General features: G+C 43.6%; 16 protein-coding genes and 1 riboswitch. Of the genes, 5 read left to right on the top strand and 11 right to left on the bottom strand.

Annotated elements, in window-relative coordinates; all coding sequences use genetic code 11:
• The first annotated feature begins 5 nt into the window (after positions 1-5).
• Positions 6-179, top strand: a riboswitch (Lysine riboswitch).
• Positions 180-294: 115 nt separating this feature from the next.
• The 5 genes from QN079_RS01820 (at position 295) to QN079_RS01800 (ending at position 6,531) form a co-directional block, all read left to right on the top strand.
• The gene (locus QN079_RS01820) at positions 295-1,884 is read left to right on the top strand and encodes an ABC transporter permease subunit (protein WP_016609561.1); all 1,590 of its coding nucleotides are present in this window, start codon (positions 295-297) and stop codon (positions 1,882-1,884) included.
• Between the two features lie 11 nt (positions 1,885-1,895).
• Positions 1,896-2,630, top strand: a complete 735-nt coding sequence (locus QN079_RS01815) for an amino acid ABC transporter ATP-binding protein (RefSeq protein ID WP_005227196.1) — start codon at positions 1,896-1,898, stop codon at positions 2,628-2,630.
• A gap of 204 nt (positions 2,631-2,834) precedes the next feature.
• Entirely contained in the window at positions 2,835-4,187 is a 1,353-nt protein-coding gene (brnQ, locus tag QN079_RS01810; protein ID WP_086338985.1) for a branched-chain amino acid transport system II carrier protein, read from the top strand.
• 118 nt (positions 4,188-4,305) lie between these two features.
• Positions 4,306-5,811, top strand: a complete 1,506-nt coding sequence (locus tag QN079_RS01805) for a helix-turn-helix domain-containing protein (protein ID WP_005227194.1) — start codon at positions 4,306-4,308, stop codon at positions 5,809-5,811.
• A 360-nt stretch (positions 5,812-6,171) separates the two neighbouring features.
• Complete coding sequence (locus tag QN079_RS01800; protein ID WP_289230319.1) at positions 6,172-6,531, top strand: iron chaperone; 360 nt, start codon at positions 6,172-6,174, stop codon at positions 6,529-6,531.
• 63 nt (positions 6,532-6,594) lie between these two features.
• On the opposite strand, the gene QN079_RS01795 is transcribed toward QN079_RS01800, so the two are convergent.
• The 11 genes from QN079_RS01795 to QN079_RS01745 form a co-directional block, all read right to left on the bottom strand.
• Positions 6,595-6,948 carry a hypothetical protein gene (locus QN079_RS01795; RefSeq protein WP_005227192.1) on the bottom strand — a complete coding sequence of 118 codons (354 nt, stop codon included), beginning with the start codon at positions 6,946-6,948 and terminating at the stop codon, positions 6,595-6,597.
• Between the two features lie 108 nt (positions 6,949-7,056).
• Complete coding sequence (locus tag QN079_RS01790; protein WP_289230318.1) at positions 7,057-7,515, bottom strand: low molecular weight protein-tyrosine-phosphatase; 459 nt, start codon at positions 7,513-7,515, stop codon at positions 7,057-7,059.
• Positions 7,516-7,518: 3 nt separating this feature from the next.
• The gene (locus tag QN079_RS01785) at positions 7,519-8,088 is read right to left on the bottom strand and encodes a TetR/AcrR family transcriptional regulator (protein ID WP_289230317.1); all 570 of its coding nucleotides are present in this window, start codon (positions 8,086-8,088) and stop codon (positions 7,519-7,521) included.
• Positions 8,089-8,296: 208 nt separating this feature from the next.
• A complete protein-coding gene (locus QN079_RS01780; protein WP_289230316.1) occupies positions 8,297-9,757 on the bottom strand; it encodes a helix-turn-helix domain-containing protein in 1,461 nt (486 codons plus the stop codon).
• Complete coding sequence (locus QN079_RS01775; protein WP_289230315.1) at positions 9,735-10,226, bottom strand: hypothetical protein; 492 nt, start codon at positions 10,224-10,226, stop codon at positions 9,735-9,737. The genes QN079_RS01780 and QN079_RS01775 overlap by 23 nt, the downstream gene beginning before the upstream one ends.
• Positions 10,227-10,270: 44 nt before the next feature.
• Positions 10,271-11,071: a class A sortase gene (locus tag QN079_RS01770; RefSeq protein ID WP_289230716.1), complete on the bottom strand. Its 801-nt coding sequence runs from the start codon at positions 11,069-11,071 to the stop codon at positions 10,271-10,273.
• Positions 11,061-12,143: a WxLIP family cell surface protein gene (locus tag QN079_RS01765; protein WP_289230314.1), complete on the bottom strand. Its 1,083-nt coding sequence runs from the start codon at positions 12,141-12,143 to the stop codon at positions 11,061-11,063. The genes QN079_RS01770 and QN079_RS01765 overlap by 11 nt, the downstream gene beginning before the upstream one ends.
• A 67-nt stretch (positions 12,144-12,210) precedes the next feature.
• The gene (locus QN079_RS01760) at positions 12,211-12,951 is read right to left on the bottom strand and encodes a WxL domain-containing protein (RefSeq protein ID WP_060792398.1); all 741 of its coding nucleotides are present in this window, start codon (positions 12,949-12,951) and stop codon (positions 12,211-12,213) included.
• Positions 12,952-12,962: 11 nt separating this feature from the next.
• On the bottom strand, positions 12,963-13,763 hold the full coding sequence (locus tag QN079_RS01755) for a WxL domain-containing protein (RefSeq protein WP_123833741.1): 801 nt from the start codon (positions 13,761-13,763) through the stop codon (positions 12,963-12,965).
• A gap of 45 nt (positions 13,764-13,808) precedes the next feature.
• On the bottom strand, positions 13,809-14,522 hold the full coding sequence (locus tag QN079_RS01750) for a WxL domain-containing protein (RefSeq protein WP_502875145.1): 714 nt from the start codon (positions 14,520-14,522) through the stop codon (positions 13,809-13,811).
• Positions 14,455-14,823 (bottom strand): LPXTG cell wall anchor domain-containing protein, encoded by a 369-nt coding sequence (locus QN079_RS01745; RefSeq protein ID WP_289230313.1) that lies wholly within the window; start codon positions 14,821-14,823, stop codon positions 14,455-14,457. Before QN079_RS01745 ends, QN079_RS01750 begins: the two co-directional genes overlap by 68 nt.
• Positions 14,824-14,825: the final 2 nt, after the last annotated feature.

Below are 14,825 nucleotides of genomic sequence, written 5' to 3'. Positions count from 1 at the left end.
TTTAACATTTAGGTAGAGGTCGCGAGGTTCATTAATCCTGCTGAGTGAAGCAACACGTTTACAGCAGAGCTAGGGAACATCGCCGAAACAAGATCGGTTTTGCTTGCATCGATTTTGTTGGGCCGCAAATGAACAATTTGCGGACTGTCTTAGCTTGTCTAAGTTGCGCTATGTTTTGTGAAAGGTTTGTCGACGATGACCTGTCAACAGCCGTTTTCCAATCATGGAGTACGGCTGTTTTTTTGCTTTTTCATCCTTACCTGCTTGTCCAACTCGTGAAAGGAAAGAGATAAAATGAAAAAAAATAATTGGATCTGGGCGGTCTTCGCCCTCTGTCTAACCCTCATTCAGCTGCCCCTAACCGTGCAAGCGGATGACCAAACGCCTGCGGAACAATTCCGTGTCGGTATGGAGGCAGGCTATGCCCCCTTCAACTGGACGCAAACGACGGACGCCAATGGTGCCGTGCCTATTTCTGGGGAAGAAGGCTCTGCGTTTGCCGGCGGTTACGATGTCCAGATCGCCAAACGAATCGCTGAAGGTTTAGGCAAGGAATTAGTGATCGTTAAAACCCAATGGGACGGTCTGCCGCCAGCTTTACAAGCAGGGACTATCGATGCCGTGATCGCTGGTATGTCACCAACGGCCGAACGCCGCGAGCAAATTGATTTTACTGATCCTTACTATGAATCCGACTTGGTGGTCGTAGTACGTAAAGATGGGGCATTCGCCGATGCCAAAAGCCTCGCCGATCTTTCGGGGGCAAAAATCACTGCTCAGCTGAATACCTTCCATTATACGGTCATTGATCAAATCCCTGAGGTCCAAAAAGAACAAGCCATGCGGGACTTCTCCTCCATGCGCGTTGCTTTAGCTTCGGGCATCATTGACGGCTACGTCAGCGAACGACCAGAAGGCGTCACTGCCGTCGGAGCAAATCCTGATTTGAAGATGGTCGAGTTCGATGAAGGGGCCGGTTTTGAAACCAACCCAGAAGACGTCCAAGTAGCAGTCGGGATGCGCAAAGGCGATCCAGATGTTGAAAAAGTCAATGAGATCCTTGCAGGAATCTCTGAAGAAGAACGGGTTTCCCTGATGGATCAAGCAGTCTTAGATCAGCCTGCAGATGCCAGCGGAGAAACGGCGGATCAAGGTCTGATCGCTGATTTCAAAAAAATCATTGATGATTACGGCATGCTCTTTTTACGAGGCGCTGGCTTGACCTTATTCATCGCGATCCTTTCAACGATCATCGGATTGATCATCGGTCTTTTAGTCGGTATCTTCCGGACATTGCCGCTTTCAGAAAATCCAGTAGGACGTTTCTTCCAACGAATCGTCAACGGCCTGCTGACCATCTATATCGAAGTTTTCCGCGGTACCCCAATGATGGTTCAGGCAATGGTTATTTTCTACGGAACGGCTCTAGCCTTTGGCGTCTCCATGAATCGCACGCTGGCAGCCGTGCTGATCGTTTCTATCAATACGGGTGCCTACATGTCTGAAATCGTTCGTGGGGGGATTTTTGCTGTAGATGACGGCCAATTTGAAGCAGCTCAAGCCATCGGAATGACCCATTGGCAAACCATGATCAAAGTCGTCTTGCCGCAAGTAATGCGCAATATTTTACCAGCTACCGGAAATGAGATCATTATCAATATCAAAGATACTGCCGTCTTAAGTGTCATCAGTGTTGCGGACCTCTTCTTCCAAGGTACATCAGCCGCTGGAACGAACTTCCAATACTTCCAAACATTTGCGATCATCGGTGTGATCTACTTAGTCTTGACCATCAGTGCCACCCAGATCTTGCGCTTTGTTGAACGCAAAATGGATGGTCCCAGTGCGTATGTCAAATTAGAAGACATCAACCCGAACGAATAAGGAGGAAGAACATGTCAGCAATCATTGAAATTGACCATTTAAAAAAGAGTTTTGGCGACAACGAAGTCTTAAAAGACATCAGTTTGTCTGTTAATAAAGGAGAAGTTGTCACGATCATCGGTTCTTCTGGTTCAGGAAAATCCACACTTCTTCGCTGCATCAACTTGTTAGAAAAACCAACCAGTGGGCAAATCATCTACTTAGGTGAAAATGTGCTGGAAAAAGGCTATGACTTGCCGAAATACCGTACGCATCTAGGAATGGTTTTCCAATCCTTTAACCTATTCAACAATATGAATGTATTAGAAAACTGCGTGACGGGACAAGTCACTGTTTTGAAACGTGATCGCAAAGAAGCAGAAGCGACTGCCAAAGAAAATCTGGAGCAAGTCGGTATGGCTCAATATGCCAACGCCAAGCCTTCCCAGCTTTCAGGCGGACAAAAACAACGGGTAGCCATTGCCCGTGCCTTATCGATGAATCCAGATGTCATGTTGTTTGATGAGCCGACTTCTGCACTGGATCCAGAAATGGTCGGTGAAGTGTTGAAGACCATGAATACGTTAGCTCATACTGGCTTGACGATGGTGATCGTTACCCACGAAATGGGCTTTGCCAAAGAAGTATCTGATCGGGTCATCTTTATGGATCAAGGTGTCATTGCCGAACAAGGGACACCTGAAGATATCTTTATTCATCCAAAAGAACAGCGCACCAAAGAATTCCTTTCCCGTGTGTTGAATTAATTTTCTGTCTTGAAACACTTAGCGATCTTCTTCCGAGCTTTTTCGTCCTTTTTCAGTACGCTTGGAAGAATTTAATGCTAAGTGTTTTTTTATTCTCTAAACGACAATTGTCAGAATTTATCAAAAAATCACAAAAAACCATTGCTATTTGTTAGAAACTTTGTTATTTTTTTTAAAACTAAGGAATTATAGGAGCTTTCATTTATGGAAAAAAAGTTACAGTTTAAGGATTATATGTATGTTGGATCAATGCTTTTTGGTCTTTTCTTTGGTGCGGGAAATCTGATTTTCCCAGTCCACATGGGACAAGAAGCCGGTGCGAATGTCGGCTTGGCCAATCTTGGCTTTTTAGTAACAGGGATCGGCTTACCGTTTTTAGGGGTGATCGCCATTGGGGTTTCCCAGAGCAGCGGTGTTTTTGAATTAGCTTCTCGAATCAATCGACGCTACGCACTTATTTTTACGATTTTGCTTTATTTAGTGATCGGGCCGTTCTTTGCTTTGCCCCGTTTGGCTACCACTTCTTATGAGATCGGGATCGCTCCCCATGTTTCATCTGACATGCAAACTTGGTTATTGGCGTTGTTTTCTGCCCTCTTCTTTGGCGCTGCCTGGTGGTTTTCTCGTAAACCAAGCAAAATCTTAGATTATGTAGGGAAATTTTTGAATCCATTATTTCTGGTCTTACTAGGCGTTTTGCTGTTTTTTGCTTTTTGGCAACCTCTAGGAACCATCAGCGATGCGCCGATCTATCCTAGCTATCAAAGCGATGCTTTCTTTACTGGTTTCACCAACGGCTACAATACCCTTGATGCGCTGGCATCTTTAGCCTTCGGGATCATCATCGTCTCGACGATTCGCAATATGGGGGTTGAAAAACCCACGACAGTCGCAAAAGACACGATCCTTTCTGGTTCTGTCAGTATCGTGTTGATGGGGATCATCTATACCTTACTTTCTTATATGGGAACCAAAAGTCTAGGGCAATTTCCTATCAGCGAAAACGGGGGAATCGCTTTGGCACAAATCGCCAATCATTACCTTGGCACCGTTGGCAGTCTGTTGTTGGCTTTGATCGTTATCTCCGCTTGTTTAAAAACTGCCATTGGTTTGATCACGGCTTTTTCCGAAACCTTTGCTGGATTGTTTCCCAAGCAAAGCTACGGGTTCTTTATCGCTTTGACAAGTATCTTGCCAGCGATCTTCGCCAATGTCGGCTTGACCAATATCATCGAGTTTTCTATTCCAGTCTTGATGTTTATCTATCCACTGGCGATCACGTTGATTTTGTTGGCGATCATCAGTCCCTTGTTTCATCATCGTGCCAGTGTCTATCGAATGACGACATACTTCACGTTGATCGCTGCAATCATCGACGGTTTAAATGCAAGTCCTGCACTGATTACCAACAACGCTTTCGTGCAAGGAATCTTGTCTTTTGCGTCAGAATATCTGCCCTTCTTCCAAATCGGGATGGGGTGGGTCGTACCGGCTGCGATCGGATTTTTGATCGGTTTGCTATGGTCGTGGTTCAAAAAAGACCCTGTTTCAGCCTAAATTAGTTAAAAAGATGAAAATAACCTACCTTTTTTTAAAGGGTAGGCTATTTTTTTGATTAAAAAGACTGACAGTTTCGTAAAAAAAAGATACAATAGAGCCACAAAGGAGGATACCTATGTTTTATGAAGAACTTATGATGGACCCGCAAACATTAATTAAATTTAAAATATTCCGGCGTATGCTGACTCTGCAAAACCCTAGCCACCCAATCGCACAATTGGCAAAGGAAATGGAGTTAAGCTACCAACAAGCTTTTATAGAGTTGACTGAGATCGACCAAGATCTAACTGAGTTAACTCCGGATCATATGTCGATACTCGGTCGTGGCGGTAAATTACAGCCTCAGAATATCGCGGTAACGATCGATGAATACCGCTTCTATTTATTGAATAAAAGCGTTCCGTTCTTATATGTTCTTTACATGCTGAATGAAGACCATCCTACGATCACGGATTTTTGTGCAAAATACGATGTCAGTCGTTCAACGGTGTCTCGCAAATTTGAACATCTAAAAAAACATTTGAAGCAATTTCAGCTTCGCTTTACGTACACTGAATCAAACTTGGTGGGCGATGAGCGTCTTGTGCGGCTCTCCCTATTCAATATCATTTGGTTAGGTACTCGTGGAATAGAATGGCCATTTGCGATCGCTGAGAGTGAGACAGAAAAAATGGTGGATCGATTCACGGAGTACTTCCCAATGACTCATTCTTATCTTGGCCGATTAGAGTTGAAGTATTTCGCCGCCTTGATTCTTTTACGAATCAAAAAAGGAAATTTTGCCAAATACGACAAGCGGTACAATTTCCTAATGAAAAATAATCCATATTTCGATTTTGAGCGTTTGACACAAGTCGTTGATCCTGAAGTTTCAATGACAGACAAACAATTAAAAGGCGAATCAGGGTTTATTTACTTGATGGCGCAAATCTTCCCATTCTATTTGAGTCCTGAAGAAGAAGCGTTGCAACAAACCTTGCAATTCTTTTCAAGCAAACAAAACCCAGTTTATCCATTAGTCGCAGACTTGTTAGCAGAGATGAAAGCAACCTTCTTTGCTTCACAACCTGGCCTGTTAGATGAGCCATTGGTCGTGGGCAATTTAATCAATGTGACTTTCGGCAACTACGTTTTCCGTCAGCCGTTTCCAAATATCTATCGCTTGCTGACGCCATCGATCAATCGCGGGTCTGCTGAAGAGCAGCTGCAGCAAAAAATCGATGAATTCTTAACGAGTTATCGCGAAGAATCCGCGGTGGACTATATCAACGATGAAAACCAAGAGCAGATGGCAACGATGTATACTCACGCCCTGCTGCCGTTTTATGATCAAATCCGTTATTCGAATCGTTTACGGGTAGGGGTTGCGTTAGAAGACAATTTCTTAGTCGTTCAAGGATTGAATCAATTCTTACATGACTTGACCTTCGTAGCAGCAGAACCTTATGATCTAAACCAGCAAGAAAACTATGATGTCATCGTTAGTTCCAATCAGTTGATGAAAAAACTCAAACCAGAAAAAATGAGTTATATTTGGGATTATGCGGCAGATGATCGGCAATACATTGATTTGTATCGTACCTTGAAAAACCGTTTTGATGAAAAGAACCTTTCTCTGTAATCAAACCGTTACGGTTTCTTAAGAACTTCCGAAAAGATTTGTCACAAAATATTCATATTTATCTCGTATACTCTATGTATACCAACAAACAACCCTAACTAACACTTTTTCATTTTTAACTCCTTCCCGTCGGCCACCCACCGACGGGTCTTTTTTTGCTTCTTTTCGCAGCCAGCAAACTTAAACACTTTCCAATCTTTTCTCCACAAAAAATTCATATTTGGACAGTATAGTATACATAACCCAACAAACAACCCTAACTAACACTTTTCATTTTTACTCCTTGCCTGTCAGCTACCCACTGACAGGCTCCTTTTTTTCTTACGGGGTTTGCCGTATACTAAAGGCAGGAGGTGTCCTATGACAAAAGCCATTACGACAGTTGACCAATACATTGCAACAGCTCCAGCAGAACGACAAGCGATTTTAAGAAAGGTCCGTCAAACCATCAAAGCCGTTTTACCTGAAGCGGTTGAAAAAATCAGTTATCAAATGCCTACCTATCATCAGGGAGAAACTATCGTGCATTTTGCCTGCGCCAAACAGCATCTTGGCTTTTATCCCACGCCTTCTGCGATCACGGCCTTCCAAAAAGACCTACAACCCTACAAAACCAGTAAAGGGGCGGTTCAGTTTCCTTTTGCACAGCCGATCCCTTACGAACTGATCGCTGTGATGACCGCTTGGCGACTCGCAGAAGTCAAAAACAAGCACGCTTAACCAGCAATAAAAAAACCGCTGTGTCTAATGACGCAGCGGTTTTTTTGCTATGCACAGGCTTGTCTACAAGCCAGGTTTTGTATTCAAGGTGCTAACTTTCAGCACATGATGCAGGGGAATAATCCGCAGCTGCTGACGGTCGCTTTGTAATTTCAAGACAACTTGTTCTTTTGCTACCGTTTTGCCGACGATCCAGCCGGTAACGGTTTCAAAACCACCCAATTTCTCTGTTTTTACTTGCAGCACGACCAGGTGCTTGGCAGCGGCTGCCTCTTGCAGCGTTCGCTGGATTTCTTTGACTTTTTCAGACTGATTCTTCTTGTCAGCATCATCACTGAAAAAGGTATCCAGCAACGTTGTGGATGTCATCACAATGAGTTTGCCCAATTGTTTGATGGGCGATGGTTTCTTTTCCATTGGACATTCCTTTCTGCGCGTTGCAGCAGTTTATAAAAACCACACATACGTTCGCATTTCCATGGTTCTATTTTAGCAAATTTTTGGTAAAATACAAGCGAACACGCCTTATTTTTCAGAAGAAATAACCTCTAGCCAAAAAGGAATTCCTTCTTGTAGCAGTTGATAAGTCTCTTCGAAATCTCCTGTATAATAAGGATCTGGTACTTCCGCGGTTTCTTTGCCAGGAACAACACTCAAATACGAACGAATCTTTGCGGTGGTATCGGTAGGTGCCAGCGCTTGAAGTGTTTCAACATTGCTTTGATCCATACCGATGATCCAGTCAAATTTGGCAAAGTCTGCTTCTGTGATCTGCCGTGAAATGAGTCCCTCGCTGGATAAGCCTGCTTGACGCAATCTTTTTTTGGTTCCGGGATGAGCAGAATGTCCGACTTCCCATGAGCTGGTCGCTGCCGAATCGATCTGCCAATCCAATTTGCGTTTTGCTATTTCTGATTTATAAATAGCTTCTGCCATGGGGGAACGGCAAATATTACCTAAACAAACAAATAAAACTTTTGTCATCGCTCACTGCTCCTCTTTTTCATAGATTTGGTGGCCAAAAAATTCCACATCCTTCGCCAAACGAAACAATTGCGTTGCAATCTCTAAAGGGGTCTCTGGAAAGTCGTTGTGAATCCAATTTTCCAAAATGCCTCCGCAGCCGTAGGAAAAGAACCGGCTATAAAATAGAATGTCTTGTTTCGTCAATTGCTGCTCTTGATCGACCTCCAAGAACAAGCGCTGAAAAAGCGGTTCTGTGATCTGTAGAAATCCGCTCATTAAGATTTCGCGGTCATAAGCCAGTGATTTGCGGTAAAAGGCCGGCGCTTGTTTCATTGCTTTCAGCATGCGCAAGGCGGCTTCTTCCCAATTATCAAGGGAGACATCTTCTGTCGTCAAAAAAATCAGGGCATCTTGCCGATAGATCCATTGGATCAAAGCTTTTTTATCAGGAAAATGGTAGTAAAACGTCTGCCGATTGACTTGCGCCTTTTCGGCGATCTCCTGTACGCTGATTTTATTCACTTCTTTGGTCTCACAAAGGGTGATCAATGTCTGGCCAATCACAGCCTTCGTTTGTTTCCCATCCATCATAGGGCACCTCTTTTTCTTCTCTTTCTATCATACCAAATTTTCCTGCAAAAAAAAATCCTATCAAATGGTCCTTTTTCACAGACCTTCCCCGAAACCTTCATCAGAGCAATAGATTCCTGGGCGCTTTTTAAATAGGACAGGTTTCTACAAAAAACGCCTGCCTCCATTTGAGGCAGACGTTGCTTTCGATAGTTAAACGGCAGGTTACTCATTGTGCCATTTTGGTTTGAAACTGTTCTCTTCGAATCACACTGACTTTTTCAGTGAAATTGGCCCAGTCGATGGGTCTGGGTGGTGCCAGCCATAAGATATGGTCGATCCCCAATACACCATAAAAGGGTAAGTTTGAAAGAATCAGATGCGTATGATCATCTGGGTAACTTTGGAATTGGACATTTAAATCGAGGATTTTTTCGATATTCTTTTGGATCATCTGATTGTAGGAATCGCCAAATGAAAAGTCCACGCAAACATACAAGGGAACCAAAATCTCTTTTAGCGGAATCGTGGAAATCAACAGAATCAGGTACCTGAAAAACAAAAACTCTTTATTGTTCCATAAGATCGGCCGGTTGCGGCTTTCTTCCAGATAGTTACGGCAAAAGGCAGCATATTCTGGATAGGTTTCAAGAAAATACGTCACATCCATATATTGGTATTCATAGCGAGAACTAAAGGAAAACGACAAGAGCTGATAATGGATCGTTGTCGTTTCAGCATGAAGAAGTGCCAACGTGTCCGCGGTTAAGGAAAACTGCTGTTGGACGGCTTGAATAAAATGCTCGTTTAATTGTTGGATATAGGTTTGTTCTTGATCGATGTAGCTATTGTTGTCGATCAGCCAGCCCTCAACGATCAAAAAGCGCAAAATATCTCGAGCTTCACGCTCTAGCACTTCTTGATCGGTGATCGTCAAAATCTCCTGCAGCCAGCGTTTCAATTCCTCAATGATCACGAGATGTTTGGGCAAGACTAAATCATTTTCCACGCTGTTTTGCAGGTAATGACCATTCGTCATCCGTGCCAAAACGATTCCTAGATAATGTTTCTTGCGAATCCGCATGCGAGCAGACTGTTCTGGTTTCAGCCAGGTGCTTTCATTAAAACGATCAAAGGTCTTTTCTTTTTCTAGGATTTCTTTTGGAAAAGGGGAATGATTCAGATAGTACTCCTTCATAAAAAAGAGAAAAATAAATTCCCTGATCTCACTTTCCTCACCAACCAGCTGAAATTCTTTCGTCACTTCAATATCATATTCTTTCAAGATCAGTTTGAACTGTTTAAATTCTTTATAGACGGGATTATGGCTTAAATAGTGATTGGTGGCAAATTCGTATAAAGAAGACAATTGCTCAAAAAAACATTCTTTCAACATGGAAAATTTCAACGCTTGATCCAAATAATAGGTCAGCAGTGTATCGGAAGTTGCCAGCCCCGAGGCATTCAGTTTAATGACCGTCCCATCCGTCACGATCTCAAATTCCTCGTTCAATCCGAGTTCATAAAAATCAAGATTCAATTCTTGAACGGTTTTGTTGATCAAAAATTCCGACATGGTCAATTGATCCATCAATGTTTCCTTCGTTTCCGAAAGAGCGACTGCGTTTTCCAAATATTGCAGCATCACCAATTTTCGTTTGTCCGCCTTATTCAAAAATGTCACAAACATGCGTTTTCAAGCCTCCATTGTTTTTTTGGCCATAAAGGACGTTTCCTGAAAATAAGTAGCACAAGCTGGCAAGATAAGAAGGCTTATCATCGCCATCACCATCTGTATTATTTCCTGGCAGTGCTAGATCGACGTTCAAACGATCCGGCGCAAAGACATCCTCCAGCATGACTCGTTGGGCAAAATGTTTTTGCTTTTCCAAAAAACTGCTTTCTGACAGTGAGGATCGCTCCGGCTCTTTTTTCGAAACGGTTTCTGGTTCAGGCGCGGGTTGTTCTTTGGATTCTTCCATTTCAGTTGGCGGTTCCTCCACTTTTTCTGGTATTTCTTCTGGTGGGTCCGTCGGGACGATTTCTTCTGAGGGGTCCAGCGGATTATAAATGGTCGCAAAAACGACTTGTTCTGTAACAAGATCGATCATTCCGATAATCATGCACGCACCAATGACAAAGCCAAATCTGCGTTTCATTTTATTCACCCTCCTTATCATCAGCGCATCTTCTGATGATGTTTCTACGATGCTGAACGGTCCAACAACTTATGGGCGCCCAGCAGACATCCACTAATTATAAATAAAATAACAAATAAAAGAAACCAATTTTTCATTGATTGTTGTTTCCATACCGTTTCTTGTTTTTCAACCATCACTTTTGCTGCTTTCGACGTGCTGATTGTCGCCGCTGGTTTTTGTGGGTGATCGGCAGTTGCCTGCTCAACAGGAATTGCTGTCAGCACGTACCGTTCTTCTGTTCGAGTAGGCGTAGGACAAGTGATCAAGGTCAATTTTGGTGTCTGTTCTTCCTCTAGCACCGACAAGTCCGACTCGTCTACGGTTTTTTTATCCGTGATGATATACTGTTGACTCTCCTCGAGATAGGTCACTGATACTTCCATCCCCACCTGTGCTTCTAGCAATTGACCAAATAACAAACTTTGTCTGCCAAGATGATGCCCTAAAACGACAAAATTGCTATTTTTCAACGAACGTTCGGGAAACATCGCGACGCCGCCTCTCAGCAGCTGTTGATTCGTTAGTCCCACCAACAGCGGCTGCTGGAAATCGATCGCCTCGATTGCGACAAAGCCGTACCCAGTGATCGTTGTCGGCTGAGGCGCCAATACATCTGACAGAGCTGGCATTTGGATCGTTTCTTCTTCTGGGATCGTTGCCGGCAGCTGGGTGGCTATCGTCAATTGCGTGGTGCGTAATTGCCAACTGACGATGCTTTCTTTTAGAAAAGGCAGTGCCAGCAAAAGGATACCTACGATGATCAACCCATCGATCAAGCATTTCTCAAGGTGCTCACGCTTCATCCGTTTCATTTTTTTTCTTTCGTCGGTACCATAAAAGCAGCAGCAAGGCGAGTAGTAGCAACAGTCCGCCGATCAAGAAGTAAAGCCATGTGTAATCTGTTTCGATCGTCACATCCTTCTTATTAAGATCACGTGCGACCTCTCCCGTCACTGTAAATTCTTTTTCGAAGGTCCATTTATAGAGATAGCTTTCTTCTTCGCCTTCTTCATTTTCAATTTTGTATTGCCCTTCATCGCTTTTTCCACCATAGGCAACGGAAGTCAACACGTAGGTCCCTGCTTCTAAACGTTGTCCTTCTAAAGAGATTGGGTACGAGAAGTTGGAATTAGGTGCCATTTGCATTCGTGAGGTATCCGAAGAATACAAGACGTCGCTATCACCTTTTTTCTTCACTTCATTGATCAGGCGTAATGAATTCAAGTAAGCTGCTTCAGGATTTTGAAGAGTGACATTGATAGTATTTCGGGCGTTGACTTGACCTGGTCCAACATCCAGCAGTTTTAGATCCGGTGAAACTTCTGTTGTGTTTTGACGCAGTAAAATCGCAACGACATAGGCATACTCATTCTTGATAGCTAACCCTTGCTCTTCTTCACTGTCAGCAGTATCGGTTTCCTCTGTCGTCTGTTTTAAGGTCAATCCGCCTGCGATAACCCCTTCAAAGGATTCTGAAGGCATGGTGATCTTTAAGGGCAAGGTGATTTGGGATTGTTTGGGGATCGTGATCTCTTCATCCACTTCAATCAAATCAGCCATATCATAAGGCAAGGTTTCGTCCGCTTCGATGTCGTTTTCGCCATATTCCACGACTCCGTTTAAGTTTGTGGTAGCTGAAGCGATCACTGGTGCGATGACGACCTCTTGATCGGTGTCATTACGCAATTGAACTTCAACGGTTTGTACCGTACCCGGCGCCATTTTCAAGTCAAAGTACGTTTTTTCTTTATCGATTTGATTTTCTGGAATTACGGGATTGACGGCAAAGTTAAATTCAGAAGCGGTTCCTATCGTTGGTACAAAAAAGAAAATACTTGCGAATAGGAGCGCCAAAAGCTGGTTGATTTTTTTCATGATGGATGTCCCTTCTTTCTATGTATTCTCCTTAAACCACGAAAGGGTTCAAGGAGAAAGCTGGTACTTATGGGTTTGTTGGTGTGTCTGTCAGTAACCAAGTAAACGTGGTGTTGTATTGGCTGGCATATTTTGTCGTTGAGCCTGGAACTTCCAACTCAATGCTGTCCATAGCTGCAGCTAAACTATCGCCCCAGCTCATTAGATAGGTCCCTGCCCCTTCGCCATCTTGGGCACTCATCACTAAGGATTGAGCACCATTTGGATTCAATGTGATCGTTGAACTTACATTTGATGGTTTTGGTGACAAGGAAGGTGTTACTACAGTTCCCTTCGTCAAGCGAATTTGCGCGGCGGTCAATTCTTGATCTTCTGCTGTTTTGAACTGACCATTTTGGCGAACATTCAATGTCCAACCGCTCTCTGTTCCCCGATTGTCTGTCACTTGGACAAAATTTGGTCCTTCTTGATTCACATTTGCTGAATCTACGTATTTTTGGGTTTCCGCATGGTAGATCTCTGTTTTTGAGGTGATTTTTTGCGTACCAAAGTAAAGGCTTGAAGCAAAATCAATCGATAACGGTCCGTTGGTTCCTGGATTTGGTCCATCTGGGTCCGTTGGGTCAACTGGTTTGATCGGATTTTCTGGATCTGGGTCTGTTGGACTGATTGGATTGGTTGGGTCTGTATTTGGTTCAAAAGTGATCTGTCCGTTTGAATTGTATTCTGCGCTGTCCGCTGCTTGTGCCAGCACAGGAGCAGCGAAGCTTAGCCCTAATACTGAGAGAAATGCTAGTGTTTTTTTCATGTCTATACTCCTTATCCTTCCGTTCCTGGTGTATCTGATAATACCCAAGTTAGTGTAGTCGTGTAGCTAACGGCATCTTTTGGTGTGCTGCCGGGTACAGAAAGTGCGACTGCTTTGGTAACATCTGCTTGTACTTCTTGGCCATCCTTATCTATTTCAGTGACCGTCTCAACGCTTCCCCAAGCGTTGACCCATGTTCCAGCACCCGTTTGATTTGCTGCGGTCATCACCACTGATTCAGCACCTGCTGCATCCAATGTGATCGTCGCCTCTGCCACTGGAGCAGTAACGCCGACCGCATTTGATTTAACGGCAGGACTTGTTAGGGTAATGACAGAACCTGTCAATTCTTGATTCAACGTCGATTCGTTTTTGAATTGACCATTTTGCTTCACAGACAACCGCCAACCGGCATTGCTACCGCGATTATCCGTTACTTGAACATAATTGGCAGTTTTTAATGTAGAAACTGTGTCATCGTCATTCAAGTACCCTTGTGCTCGTGCATAATAGACTTCGTTTTTATTGGAGATTTTATTGACGCCAAAATCTAAGCTAGAGGCATAATCGATCGATAATGGTCCATTTGTTCCTGGGTTTGGTCCATCTGGATCGGTTGGATCCACAGGATTGACTGGGTTTTCTGGATCTGGATTTTCTGGATTGACTGGGTTCGTCGGATCGGTATTTGGAATAAAATCAACCGCCCCATTTGAGGTGTAAGAAGCCGCTTCAGCTGCTGAAACCTCAGTTGCTGCACTCGCTGCTGCCAATACGGCAAGACTTAAAAAGACCCATGCTGTTTTTTTCATTTCTATTTGACACTCCTTTATCTGTTTTACTGAAAATCAGTGGTTTTAATTGCTTTCAGGGACATTCTTTAAATTCCAAGTCAATGTCGTCCGATACTCTTTGGCTAATTTTACGGAACTGCCTGGTACATTTAATTTTACTGCCGTTGCCCCTTCCGTTGCATCGTTCCCAAACTTGTAGATCCAAGTGCCCATTCCTTTTCCGACAGGTGCGTTGACCAATGTGATTTCACTATCGGGTACAAAGGTATGACTTGCCGTAACCGTTGGTGCATACTGCATATCGGTGACCGAAGTTGCTGCACCTGAAGCGATCGATAATGAAGCCCCGACTAGCTCTTCGTCATCAGCCGTTTTGAATTGTCCGTTTTGCACAACGCTCAATGACCAGCCTTCTTGCGTTCCTCGTTTATCTGTTACTTGCACATAGTTTGGTCCAGCAGCGCCAGCTGTGAACTCTTGCAGCTGTGCGTAATAATCTTTTGTTTCGGAAGTGATCAGTTGGTTGCCAAATTGAAAGCTTGAAGCAAAATCGATCGATAATGGTCCAGCTGTTCCAGGGTTTGGTCCATCTGGATCGGTTGGATCGACGGGATCCACTGGTTTTTCTGGATCGGTCGGATCAACTGGATTGGTTGGATTTGGGTCCGCTTCAAAAGTGATTGCTCCATTTGAGGTGTATTCAGCGGCATTAACGGTTGTTGGTAACAGAGCAGTGCTCATCAATAGAATGCCTGCCGTCAAGAAAAGTTTTTTCATTTTTTGTTCTCCTTTTGATTAAAGTGATTCCTGCTGCCAACAAAACGACAAGACCACTGCTTTGATAGCTATTAAAGTGATCCGACCCTGTTGCCGGCAGAATGTTGTTGCCTTTTTGATTTACTTGTTTATTCCCTGGCTGTTCTTTTACGGGCTCTTCTGGCTCCTCAACTGGTTCTTCATAGACACCGAAAAAGGAAGTAATGCCATTGCTGTCATAGGCACCTGCTTCGGCTGCTGAAACGAGCTGAGGAAACATTAATAGACAGCCAGCAATAATACCGATCATGATTTTTTTCATTT

The organism is Enterococcus sp. FZMF, from assembly GCF_030263915.1.
Lineage (GTDB): Bacteria > Bacillota > Bacilli > Lactobacillales > Enterococcaceae > Enterococcus_D > Enterococcus_D casseliflavus.
Note: the sequence above shows the minus strand (reverse complement) of the source record. Positions and strands in the feature narration are given on the sequence as shown.

Excerpts from the sequence above, each read along its gene's own strand:
- QN079_RS01820 (WP_016609561.1), top strand. The coding sequence starts at position 295 with ATGAAAAAAAATAATTGGATCTGGGCGGTCTTCGCCCTCTGTCTAACC.
- QN079_RS01815 (WP_005227196.1), top strand. The coding sequence starts at position 1,896 with ATGTCAGCAATCATTGAAATTGACCATTTAAAAAAGAGTTTTGGCGAC.
- brnQ (WP_086338985.1), top strand. The coding sequence starts at position 2,835 with ATGGAAAAAAAGTTACAGTTTAAGGATTATATGTATGTTGGATCAATG.
- QN079_RS01805 (WP_005227194.1), top strand. The coding sequence starts at position 4,306 with ATGTTTTATGAAGAACTTATGATGGACCCGCAAACATTAATTAAATTT.
- QN079_RS01800 (WP_289230319.1), top strand. The coding sequence starts at position 6,172 with ATGACAAAAGCCATTACGACAGTTGACCAATACATTGCAACAGCTCCA.
- QN079_RS01795 (WP_005227192.1), bottom strand. The coding sequence starts at position 6,948 with ATGGAAAAGAAACCATCGCCCATCAAACAATTGGGCAAACTCATTGTG.
- QN079_RS01790 (WP_289230318.1), bottom strand. The coding sequence starts at position 7,515 with ATGACAAAAGTTTTATTTGTTTGTTTAGGTAATATTTGCCGTTCCCCC.
- QN079_RS01785 (WP_289230317.1), bottom strand. The coding sequence starts at position 8,088 with ATGATGGATGGGAAACAAACGAAGGCTGTGATTGGCCAGACATTGATC.
- QN079_RS01780 (WP_289230316.1), bottom strand. The coding sequence starts at position 9,757 with ATGTTTGTGACATTTTTGAATAAGGCGGACAAACGAAAATTGGTGATG.
- QN079_RS01775 (WP_289230315.1), bottom strand. The coding sequence starts at position 10,226 with ATGAAACGCAGATTTGGCTTTGTCATTGGTGCGTGCATGATTATCGGA.
- QN079_RS01770 (WP_289230716.1), bottom strand. The coding sequence starts at position 11,071 with ATGAAGCGTGAGCACCTTGAGAAATGCTTGATCGATGGGTTGATCATC.
- QN079_RS01765 (WP_289230314.1), bottom strand. The coding sequence starts at position 12,143 with ATGAAAAAAATCAACCAGCTTTTGGCGCTCCTATTCGCAAGTATTTTC.
- QN079_RS01760 (WP_060792398.1), bottom strand. The coding sequence starts at position 12,951 with ATGAAAAAAACACTAGCATTTCTCTCAGTATTAGGGCTAAGCTTCGCT.
- QN079_RS01755 (WP_123833741.1), bottom strand. The coding sequence starts at position 13,763 with ATGAAAAAAACAGCATGGGTCTTTTTAAGTCTTGCCGTATTGGCAGCA.
- QN079_RS01750 (WP_502875145.1), bottom strand. The coding sequence starts at position 14,522 with ATGAAAAAACTTTTCTTGACGGCAGGCATTCTATTGATGAGCACTGCT.
- QN079_RS01745 (WP_289230313.1), bottom strand. The coding sequence starts at position 14,823 with ATGAAAAAAATCATGATCGGTATTATTGCTGGCTGTCTATTAATGTTT.